The 10,339-nt window shown below is 29.9% G+C and carries 16 protein-coding genes; all 16 read left to right on the top strand.

Annotated elements, in window-relative coordinates; all coding sequences use genetic code 11:
- Nucleotides 1-227 precede the first annotated feature (227 nt).
- Nucleotides 228-1,184: a transposase gene (locus CVT13_RS10090; RefSeq protein WP_107812474.1), complete on the top strand. Its 957-nt coding sequence runs from the start codon at nucleotides 228-230 to the stop codon at nucleotides 1,182-1,184.
- A gap of 175 nt (nucleotides 1,185-1,359) precedes the next feature.
- Complete coding sequence (locus CVT13_RS10080; RefSeq protein WP_072594631.1) at nucleotides 1,360-1,815, top strand: hypothetical protein; 456 nt, start codon at nucleotides 1,360-1,362, stop codon at nucleotides 1,813-1,815.
- Between the two features lie 263 nt (nucleotides 1,816-2,078).
- Entirely contained in the window at nucleotides 2,079-3,332 is a 1,254-nt protein-coding gene (locus CVT13_RS10075; protein ID WP_234412012.1) for a hypothetical protein, read from the top strand.
- Nucleotides 3,320-3,619 (top strand): hypothetical protein, encoded by a 300-nt coding sequence (locus tag CVT13_RS10070; protein ID WP_072594633.1) that lies wholly within the window; start codon nucleotides 3,320-3,322, stop codon nucleotides 3,617-3,619. The genes CVT13_RS10075 and CVT13_RS10070 overlap by 13 nt, the downstream gene beginning before the upstream one ends.
- Nucleotides 3,620-3,633: 14 nt before the next feature.
- Nucleotides 3,634-4,470: a hypothetical protein gene (locus CVT13_RS10065; protein WP_107697873.1), complete on the top strand. Its 837-nt coding sequence runs from the start codon at nucleotides 3,634-3,636 to the stop codon at nucleotides 4,468-4,470.
- Between the two features lie 18 nt (nucleotides 4,471-4,488).
- Complete coding sequence (locus tag CVT13_RS10060; protein ID WP_107812472.1) at nucleotides 4,489-5,685, top strand: hypothetical protein; 1,197 nt, start codon at nucleotides 4,489-4,491, stop codon at nucleotides 5,683-5,685.
- Nucleotides 5,685-6,449, top strand: a complete 765-nt coding sequence (locus CVT13_RS10055) for a hypothetical protein (RefSeq protein WP_107812471.1) — start codon at nucleotides 5,685-5,687, stop codon at nucleotides 6,447-6,449. The genes CVT13_RS10060 and CVT13_RS10055 overlap by 1 nt, the downstream gene beginning before the upstream one ends.
- Complete coding sequence (locus CVT13_RS10050) at nucleotides 6,439-6,636, top strand: hypothetical protein (protein WP_085658457.1); 198 nt, start codon at nucleotides 6,439-6,441, stop codon at nucleotides 6,634-6,636. The genes CVT13_RS10055 and CVT13_RS10050 overlap by 11 nt, the downstream gene beginning before the upstream one ends.
- Nucleotides 6,636-7,445 (top strand): hypothetical protein, encoded by an 810-nt coding sequence (locus CVT13_RS10045; RefSeq protein ID WP_107812470.1) that lies wholly within the window; start codon nucleotides 6,636-6,638, stop codon nucleotides 7,443-7,445. The genes CVT13_RS10050 and CVT13_RS10045 overlap by 1 nt, the downstream gene beginning before the upstream one ends.
- Entirely contained in the window at nucleotides 7,408-7,767 is a 360-nt protein-coding gene (locus tag CVT13_RS10040; RefSeq protein ID WP_072594639.1) for a hypothetical protein, read from the top strand. The genes CVT13_RS10045 and CVT13_RS10040 overlap by 38 nt, the downstream gene beginning before the upstream one ends.
- A 609-nt stretch (nucleotides 7,768-8,376) precedes the next feature.
- Nucleotides 8,377-8,724, top strand: coding sequence for a hypothetical protein (locus tag CVT13_RS10035; protein ID WP_087586097.1), 348 nt, complete (start codon nucleotides 8,377-8,379; stop codon nucleotides 8,722-8,724).
- 10 nt (nucleotides 8,725-8,734) lie between these two features.
- Nucleotides 8,735-9,070 (top strand): hypothetical protein, encoded by a 336-nt coding sequence (locus tag CVT13_RS10030; protein WP_107812469.1) that lies wholly within the window; start codon nucleotides 8,735-8,737, stop codon nucleotides 9,068-9,070.
- Between the two features lie 8 nt (nucleotides 9,071-9,078).
- Nucleotides 9,079-9,456, top strand: coding sequence for a hypothetical protein (locus tag CVT13_RS10025; RefSeq protein WP_159071123.1), 378 nt, complete (start codon nucleotides 9,079-9,081; stop codon nucleotides 9,454-9,456).
- Nucleotides 9,437-9,694: a hypothetical protein gene (locus tag CVT13_RS10020; RefSeq protein WP_107695690.1), complete on the top strand. Its 258-nt coding sequence runs from the start codon at nucleotides 9,437-9,439 to the stop codon at nucleotides 9,692-9,694. Before CVT13_RS10025 ends, CVT13_RS10020 begins: the two co-directional genes overlap by 20 nt.
- On the top strand, nucleotides 9,669-9,968 hold the full coding sequence (locus CVT13_RS10015) for a hypothetical protein (RefSeq protein WP_072594645.1): 300 nt from the start codon (nucleotides 9,669-9,671) through the stop codon (nucleotides 9,966-9,968). The genes CVT13_RS10020 and CVT13_RS10015 overlap by 26 nt, the downstream gene beginning before the upstream one ends.
- 1 nt (nucleotide 9,969) lies before the next feature.
- Complete coding sequence (locus CVT13_RS10010; protein ID WP_107812467.1) at nucleotides 9,970-10,308, top strand: M15 family metallopeptidase; 339 nt, start codon at nucleotides 9,970-9,972, stop codon at nucleotides 10,306-10,308.
- Nucleotides 10,309-10,339 lie beyond the last annotated feature (31 nt).

The raw sequence follows: 10,339 nt of genomic DNA, 5'->3' as shown, positions 1-10,339 counted from the left end.
TTTGTATGATACTTCCATAAAATCAGAGAGAATTTACTTGTCTTGTTTCGTTTTTCTCTCTTGATTTTATAAAATTTCCATAAGTCCCTGCTTTTAAATTAAGTGATCTTTTACACTGTAGCTTAGATTTAGGGCTTATGGGTTAATGTTTCGATTAAAAATCTTAGTGCTTTGACACTGAATACAAGAAAGAAACATAACCTAAATTTTATTCAGGAGTATCAAAAATGAAAAAAGCATTTTTTTGTGGTGTTGATGTTTCTAAAGATAAAATCGACGTTTGTTTTTTAACTTCTATCACGAGTGAGAAAGCTAAATTTGAAACATTGCCTAATAACTATGAGCTTATCAAAGTTTATTTTGATAGTTTTAAAAATGATGAAATTTTAGTTGTTTTTGAAGCAACTTCAAATTATCATTTGGCACTTCAAAGGGCTTTATCTGATTTAGGTATTAGATATTGTGTTACAAACCCCTATAAATCATCTTTATTTTTAAAGCATCTTAGCACTATAAAAACTGATACAAGCGATAGTTATGGCTTGGCTGTTTATGCTAGGACTTTTAAAAGCGAGATCGCCCCTGATAAGTATAATGCCGAGTATTTAGAGATAAAAAGTTACAATTCAACCTTAAATTTGCTCCAAAAAATAAATACTCAACTTAAAAATTTTAAAAGTTCTCAAAAAACTTTAAATAATAAAGTAATTGATAATGTTATCGCAAATCTTATAAAAGAGATTGCAAAACTTCAAGCTATGCTTCAAAAACTGGCTTTTGACCTTGTTAAAAAAGCTATTCCAGAAACCGAAGAGATCATTAAAGAAAACAAAGGCTTTGGCATTGATCTCGCTTTAAATTTATTTCCACAACTGCATTTTAATAGGGATAAATCTGAAAAACAATTTATAAGTTTTATTGGTCTTAGTCCTAGAATTTTTCAAAGTGGTTCAAGTGTTCATAAAAGCCAAAAGATAAACAAAATGGGCAATTCTAATATAAGGCGTATTCTATTTATGACTGCATTATGTGCCATTCGTTTTAACGCTAAATTTAAGGCACGTTATGAGCGTTTATTAGCTAACGGCAAAAAGAAGATGACTGCTATTGTTGCTGTTATGTGTGCGATAGTTCGTTATTTAAAAAGCTTATTCCCATTTAATCCAGAAATAAAGGCTATTTAATGAGAAAAATCCATTATAAGCTAATCTTTTCAGTTCTTGAAATCCTATCATCTAAAAATTCTTTAACAAGGGCTGATATATGCGATCATTTAAAGATTAGCAAAGCTTATCTTTCTCAAATTATTAGTAATAGATATTTAATAAAAAATCAAATTTTTTCAAAAAGGATAAAACAATGGCAAAAAATGCAACAGCTCCATTAATGGACAGTACAAGCGAAAATCTTTATAGAGAAATTTATCAATCTCTCAACCAAAATTTAGATTGTTTCGAGCAAAAGATTAAAGTCTTAAAGACTAAAAAGATCGATGGTAAGCAAAAGCTAGATAAAGATAACAACCCCATTGTAAATGAGCTTGGAGAGTTTGAAAAGTGGGATGATAGCTATGTTCTGACTTTTGTCGCTTTAAATAGCGGTGGTGAGCATACAACAAGGATAACGCAAGAGCAATACCTTGATCTAAAAGATGACGAAGTTTATATCGCTAGTGGTAAGATCGAATATAGGATTTATAAGGACGCTTATAATTCAACTCCAGTTATTGTTTTTAATAAATTTGTCCCTGCGATTGATAGTTTTGTCACGGCAATGCTAAAACTTGAAGCACTTAAAAATGGCTCGAATGCTTGAAAAATAGGGGCTAAACCTTAGCCCCGTGCCTAGACTATCAGCAAGGTTAGGCGGGACAAGCTGGGTTTTATTAAAGGTTTAAAAAAATGATATATAAAGACGATAGATTTAAAATACTTCATCAAGGCATCGATACTTTAGTTATCGGCGTAAATTGTATTGATGAAAAATTTTTTAATACAACTTTTTCAAGCTTTATTCGCAAGATCGCTACGCTAAAACAACAAGCACAAAATTTACGTACATTTGGCGAAAAGTATATTTTGGATGATTTGGGCTTTGATTACGGAAATTTTAAAGTATCAAGTAAAGGCTTAGGTCAATATTTTGGATATTTTTCAAACGATGATATATTTTGTACCATTTCAGATACTAAATTTAAGCCAAAAGGGCTATATCATTTAAAAATTCAATTTAGAAGCATATTTTTACTTAAATATGGACACGTTAGAGCCTATGAGCTTGTAAAAAAATTTTTAAGTGATATATTTAAAGAGCATTTTAAAATAAGTGTTTTAAGGCTCGATCTTGCAACTGATGTAACTGGCATAAAATATACTCCACAAGATTTTTTACAATTTAGAAGTTTAAAAAGAGTTTCTAACTATTCAGATCAATATAAAAAAGATGACGATGATTTAATAATTGATGAAAATTCACCAGTTTTTAATGATATAACTGAAATTAATGTCAATAATTTTATGCGTTTTACTCGCTTTGAAGGTGTAAGCTTTGGAAAAAATCCACACATGTTTAGGGTTTATGACAAGATAAAACAAGTTCAAAGCAAAAATATTTCAACTTTAATTTTCACAAAATGGGAAATAAATGGCTTTAATCCTGCTGTTGATATGTTTGTATTTAGACACGAAGCGGAGTTCGGACGATCTTCAATAAAAAGATTAATCCCTATTAATGAAAGTGATGAAATTGCTTATATTTTTAATCATTTGGGAGCTTTTTGGTCGCAAGGGCTTAGTATTTGTAAATGGTATGATCTAACTGATGATGAAATTAATCGTTTAACTGCTGGCACTATTCAAAGTGATAGTGCAAGAAAAATTTATCAAAGATGCGATTTTGATGATAATAGGCTTAAATTTTGGGATATGCTCTTGCCTTGGGGCGATGATAAATTTAAAGCTCTTACTATGCACGATCTTATTCAGTCAAAGGATATTAAAAAAGCAAAAATGGCTTTAAAAGCCTTTGTGAGTGCTGTTTATACTAATTTGGGTGTTAGTGGTGAGAATTTTTTATATGTTTTTACTGAAACACTTAAAGATCTTGAAAATGATGGCTTAACTCTTCACGAATACGGCTTATCGAAGCTTGCCGGCAATTTTTTGAAAAATGAAAAAACTATAAAAAATCAGAATTTAGATATAGATAATCCCCTTTTTGATGTTTTTAACGCTTCTTTAAATGATTTTTTTGTTGCCATTAGCAAAATAAGAAATGATGATTATATTCATCCTATAACGAATGCTTTAAAGGGGTTTCAATGCAAAAATTAAATGCTTATGGTCTTTTGGTGTGTGAATTATTAGATAGTGGCAAGGATGTTATTTGTATTGATATTAAATGTCCTATCGTTAAAAGGCTTTACGCCAAAAAGCTTGGTTTTATTTGGGCTGATATTGTTATTGGTAGTAGAAAGGCTTTTTACTCGGCTCTTGATGAATTAAATATTCTTTTTATTCAAACAAATTTGAAAAAGCTATTAGATAGCAAAGGTTATTCTTTGCGAAATGGTCGTAAATATATTTTTGCTGTTAAACAGCCTAGATTAGATTTATTTTAAAAAAGGGTTATAAAATGTTAAATATTATTAAAAATTTAGGTGCTTTCTCTTTAAGTGATAGTGGTTCTTTAATAAATAGTCTTAGTCAGTATCAGCCTTGTAATTATTCTTTAGATGATATTAAAACTATTCATCGTTGTAATGCTAGTGATCCGATATATCTTAAAGACATTTATTCTAATCAAATTTTCGTTAAATTGTTTGATTTTTTGGTTTATGGTGGCGATGATGAATTTTTTATTTGTGATTGTATTTTAAATCCTTTAGATGTTTCTGATATACGTTTTGCTATCTCTGGTCTTTACGTTGAAATTGAAAAGAAAGATATACCAAAGGGGCATAAGCTTCTCTCTTCTGATTTTAATCTAGCTAATATTTTTTCTTCTGCTCTTCTTGATTTGCCATTTTCAACTATACAAAGTGATATTACTTTAGGAGCTTTTTCTAAAGGTCAAATCGTTCAAATTAAAGATTTTAGCTTGCCTTTTTATGTTTTAGGTTGCTCTTTATTACAACTTGGTCTTAATAAATTTATTCTTTTTTATGATGTTTTTTGCCTTGATTATGAATTAGTAAAACTCGGTGTTTTTAGCGTTCGCCGAATTTTTGTTCCAGCTGGATTAGTTAGACCATTTAAGTTTGATAAAACATTTTATAAATATGTGATTGCTTTATATGCTTATATTTTTAAGAGTTCTGCTGTTAATTCTCTTGATTTATCTGATGTTGTTAAACAAATTTTTGAATATTCTGGTGAAGAAGATTTATTTAGTTTATTTTCAAGATTACGCAATGAAGCTGTTGAAAAGCAAGCTAAATCCGAAAGTAATGAGCCACCTATTTATTTATAAAGAAAGGGATTTTTAATAATGTATTCTGGTATTACTCAAGCTATTAGTAAAGTTAGTCAAGTTAATAGTGCTTTAAAAGCTGGTGGGGTTGCTGGTGCTATTGGTGCTGGTGCTAATTTTGATTTAAAAGATAACCCCGTTACTGATATAACTGCTCTTGGTATTTGGGGATTAAAAAATGTTTATAATAGTTTTTTTAATAAAAAAGAAAGTGTCGATGTTGATAAAAATATAAAAGAGCTTAGTGAATATTATGCTAAACAACGTGAAGCTAAAGCAATAGATGCACAAAAAGAAAAAGAAAAACCTAAAGAAGATAATTTACCTAAGCCATCTGATAACGATAAGTCTAGTAGTGTCCCCTTAACTTTACTTGGTGTTTTAGATCAGCAAAATCATATATTAAAGCTTATGTCTTTAAATTTAGCTGTTTTAGGAGCTGTGAAAAATAATGCTTTTGATAAACAAGCTAGCGCTAAAAAAGATAACTTATATAATCAATCTCCAGAAATTCAAGGGCGTGTTACATTTGATAGAAAAACTGGATATTGGGTTGATCCTACTACTAAAACGCTTTATAATCCTTATACTGGCGATCGTATATACGATAATGCTTCGTCAAATACTGGCACTAATTCCGCTGTTTCTACTGGTGTAGATTTTAAAGAAGTGTTAAAATCTCAAGAAAAAATTAATAGTGAAATTTCTAAATATATCTCAACTATTGGCGAAAATCAAAAAGTATATAATCAAAATTTAGAAAAGCTTGTTGTTAATTCAAAAGAGTATTCGCAAGCTATGAAAGATGGTTTGGCTGGTGTTAAACTCAAAGCCAGCGTTGCTGTCGATAATAATTTAAACGCTTCTTTAGCTATTAATAAGCCAGTTGAAATTTCTTTCCCAGCTTCTTATGCTGAAAACCAAAAAATACTTAGTGATAATTCAACTAAAACGCTTGAAATTTATAAAGAAAAAGCTGATTTTGATAAAACTGATGTTGCAATTAAAGACCTTGATGGCAATATTGTTGCAACTACTTCGCCACGTGCTATTGCTTTATCTCGTCAAGCTGTTCAAACTCGTGTTTTAACTGATGAAAATAATTTTGAATTAGATAGTGATGCTTTAAATTTATTTGATATTCCTATCCCAAACTTTAAAGATTTATTTGATACTGAATTACCTAGTAAAACTTTACTTAAGGATTTAAAATAATGGCTGATAAAAGTTCTGAAGCTGGAAAAATTTTAAAGCTTGGTATTCACGAAATGTTTGAAGACTTGACCTATAGCGTTGCTTATGATGAAGTTTTAAGTAGGCTTAAAAAAAGTGGTATGGATGACGGCATTTTAAAAGATGCAATAAATAGCGGTATTACTATTATGTTTAGTGCTGCTTTAGTCAAATATATTCAGCTACAAGAAAAAGTCGTTGATAAGATTATGAGTGTTGTTTATGCTGGTGTTGTAGCTTTACTATCTCCTTTAGGTAAATACGCTAAAAATAAGCTTAGTAATATAAAAGGCACTAAACTTAATAGGATGCTTGGTTTTTTAACTGGTAATTTTTCTGATCGTGTTGGTGTTGCTAAAGTGTTGGTCGAATGTGGTAATCAAGTAATTAACGCTAATAATTCTAATAGTTCAGCACTCCAAAATGTCAATACTGTTATTAATCAACGTCAGCATATTTTAGAAACTAAAAATCAAGAATTTAACTATGCAAAAGCAAAGGTTGATAATATAAATCAAACACTACTTTTTAAGCTTTTTAGCTCTCGCTTTACTCCGCAAGATAAAGAAATTCTTAGACGTATAACTGGCAGTGATAAGATTGATATTGACGCTTTAAATCACGTTGCTGATTTTATGTTTGTTACTGATGATGCTGGTAACGTTTTGGGGCTTAGTGAGATGTTTATTACTATGATGAATGGTTTAGGATATTTTAACGGAAAGGTTAAGAAAAATGGCTCTTGATTGTGAAAAAGCTTTTGAAGAAGAAATGAAAAAATTTGATAGTATTGGTGCTTGTCTTGCTCGTATTGAAAAAATATTAACTGACAATTTAAAAGATAAAAAAGATGATAAAAGCGGTTTAGCATCTTTGGATGAAACAAATCGTCTTTTAAAAATTCTTTGCCACGATCTTGTAGGTAAAGAATAATGGTTTCTTTACTGTGTGGTTGCTGTAATAAGAAAAAAGATTTTACTTTTTATATTGAGAGAGTATTATTTTTTCGTTCTAATACTGAAAATTTAAATGCTAGTATTGATGAAAAATATGATAAGAAAGATGCGCTTTTTGATTGCGGTTTTTCTGGTAATAGTTGTATTCGTGATAAGAGTATTTCTTCTCTTTTTGGTCTTGGCTTTTATTTTTCTGCTTATACTAATTCTAGCATTAAAAAGGCTAATGTCCCTTTACATATGCATTATAATAGCGATGATGCTGACGATTATGAATATAGGGTAGGCACTGATTTTTTAACTCCATCTGGTAAGATCAATATTATGGATTTGCCTAGCTCTTCTGAAATTTCTTCTTATTTTGATAGTAATTTATTCTTTTCTTTTAGTGATCGATCTGATTATTTTTATTTTTGTGTTCCTGCATCTTTTAATTATGCAAAATATACCAGCCGTCTATCTTTTTCGGCTTTTTCTTGTTATTCGTCTTCTAGCCCCTTTTTTAGAAGTGATCTTCGTCTTGGTCTTTTGAATTGTGACTATACTGGTATTCATACTGAAGCTTTTAATCTTTTTTCTATTTTTTCTAGTTTTGTTAATAAATCTTTTGTTTATGAATTTTCTGATTTTATTAATATATTTGAAAATTCTCTATCTTCTTTTTATTCTCAATTTTATAGCGATGTAACTAACTTTAATTTACAACATAGCTATTTATCAGTTTACCGATTTTCAAAAAAGGAGTATTATGCCTATCTACAAAATTACACAACAGCAAGGCAATAGGGTTATCACTTCAACACTTGAAGCCAAAAGTGTTTCCGATCTAATTGCTTTTTTAGATGCTGTTTCTACTGCTGAAATTAAGTATATTTATAAAGTCGAGTTTGAAACTCAAAAAACTAATTTTCCGTCTGATGACTTCAATTACAATAAGCAATTTAAAGCTTTTGTATCTAATAAAAATCGTATGTGCAAGCAAATTTTAATTCATAACGTAAAAAAGACTAAAAACGAAGCTGAAATATCTGCTTTAATTAAAACACATTTAGAAGTAGGCGGACTTGCTGTAAAGGGTGTTTCTTGTTCACTCTTTATGGATAAGTAAAAATTTAATAATTTGTCTTTATAATCTGTATTATTTTATTTTATGGTGGGTTTTTTATGTTCCCTAAGTTTGATTCATTTTCTGATTTTTTTTGGTGGATTGTTGGCTGGTTGATTGTTATTGCCGTTTTGGTTTGGTTTGTTGAATTTAGTTCTCTTTTTCTACGTCCTGAACTACCTAGCGAAATTTTGCGTAAGTTGCTTTAATTCTTTTTTTCGTTCTTGTCCCCCCTCTCAAACACGGCACCCCACCGCTCTGCGGTGTGTGCCGTGTTTTCTTTTCTTCCCTTTTAGTTTATTCTTTTTTATTATCTTATTTTCTTTCTCGATCTTTTATCTTCTTTAGTTGTTTTTTGTTTGCGTTGTGGCGATAGTTTCTGCGATTGCTCGAATATCTTAAAACTTATAATTATGTCTTTTTGCTAGCTATCGCCACGCAAACACTACGCGGACGAAAAACGCGAAAGCGTTTTGAGCGTGCTGAAGCGTCCTTAATATAACCTTAATTATTTAACTTTCTCTTTTTTGCTTAATATTCTCTTGTTTAAAACGTTTTAACAAAAACAAGCAAATTTAAAAAAAGTCGAATGACAAAAGAAAGGATAAAAAAATGTTAAGACAAACAATAGATGGACTTTATGCAAAAAGTCTTACTTTTTCTAGTGGTAGTGATGAAGATGCTTTACTTCCGCTTTTGGCTGGCAAAGTTGAAAGTTATTCAGTCTTTGGCGATGGTGGCACTGCTTTAACTTCAACACCTGATCCACTTAATCGTAAAAATGTGATCGTTGGTGCTAAAACTGCGACTGGTAGAATTTCTACTATGGTAACTATCCCGCACGTTAAACAAAGTTATATGTTCCAAAATTTTCTTTCTGATTTTACTGGCAAATTAGATGCAAATTATGATACTGCTGTTAAATGCGATTATGTAACTTTGAAATTTGATAGACTTTAAGGAGTAAGAGATGTCTAAATGTTTAGTTAAAAATACAATAAATAATAGAACTTATGGCTTTGCTTTGCCGTGCGGTGGTGCTGAAGCTAAAGCATTTTGTGATAATGCTCTTGAGGGAACTTATGTAATACTTTCTCGTGCTAATGAGCAAGGTAATTCAAGCGAAGCAAGCGTTATTGAATATACTATTACTGGTAAAAATGCGGCTGGCAATAAAACTACTTTTAGTTTTTATACTAAGCCTAGTATCGATGAAGACCAGATCAAAACCGCTTTAGCTGGTAAAAAATTTAATGGCGTTAAGTTTGATGAAATTTACGTTATTAGTGCTAGAAAAGTAAAATAGTGTTTTCAATGTTAAATTTAAGCTCCCTATTTGGTAGGGGGCTATTTATCCACGCTTTTATCTATCTTGCTTTATTTCTTTATATCTCTATGTTAAAAGATGATATTAAAGATCTTACCGCTGAAACTATTACATTAAAAACTAATTTAGCAATTGAAAAACAAAACACTGAAAACGCTTTTTTAATTATTGACAATCAAAATTTAAAAATTGAGCAATTAAAAATAGATAGTGAAAAAATATCTAAAGAAAACAATATTTTAAGTCAAAAATTACAAAAACGTTTTAGCATGATCGAAACACCTAAAACGGACGACTGCTTAAGTAAGCTAAAATTTTACGATACTTTACTTTTAGAGTTTAGCAATGGCAATTATTCCAAATAAACTATTTTTCTTTTTCTTACTATCTTATCTTGTTTTGTTTGTTGGTTGCTCTGCAAAATCTTCACAAGGTGCTATTCAAAAAGCTTATATGCCTATAGAATGTAATGTAACAATTCCAGATAAGCCTATTTTTGATCCATTAAATCCAGAAAGTTTAAAAGATTTAATTATTTACTGCATACGAATAGAAGATTTATTAAAAGGCTGTGTAAATGGACAATTTAAACAAGGACGATAATTATTTAATTTTAGTTCTTTTTGTTGGGTTTATAGCGTCGATTTTAAATCTTGAAACTAAAGATTTTTCTAAAATCAAATATAAAATTTTATCTTATTTGCTTAGTTTTTTAAGTTCTATGTTTTTATGTTGGATTAGTTACGAAATATTTTTTTTCTTTTTAAACAATATTAGAGTTTCGGTTGCTCTTGCTGGTTTTGTAACTTGGCGTGGCACTGATTGGATATATTCAAAAATTGATAAAGCTTTAGATAAAAGGATAGAAAGGGATTAATATGACACTTGGCGAACATCAAGAAGCTTTTATGAAAGATGTTGAAAAACTTTTAAATTATCTTCATTCTAATGGATACTCTGTAAGGGGTGGCGAATTAGAAAGGACACAAGCCCAGCAAGAAATTTATTATAATAGTGGTAAAAGTAAAACTATGAATTCTAATCACTTAAAAAGATGTGCGATAGATTTACATATATTTAAAAATAACGTCTGGTTACAATCAAAGCTAGAATTACAAGATATTGGCAATTATTGGGAGAGCTTAAATACTCTTAATCGTTGGGGCGGTAATTTCAAAAGCTTTATTGATGTTCCCCATTTTGAAAGAAATTGTTAAATTCTCTTGACTTCTATCTTAAAATCTAAGC

This window comes from Campylobacter concisus (assembly GCF_003049085.1).
Taxonomy (GTDB): Bacteria; Campylobacterota; Campylobacteria; order Campylobacterales; family Campylobacteraceae; genus Campylobacter_A; species Campylobacter_A concisus_H.
Note: the sequence above shows the minus strand (reverse complement) of the source record. Positions and strands in the feature narration are given on the sequence as shown.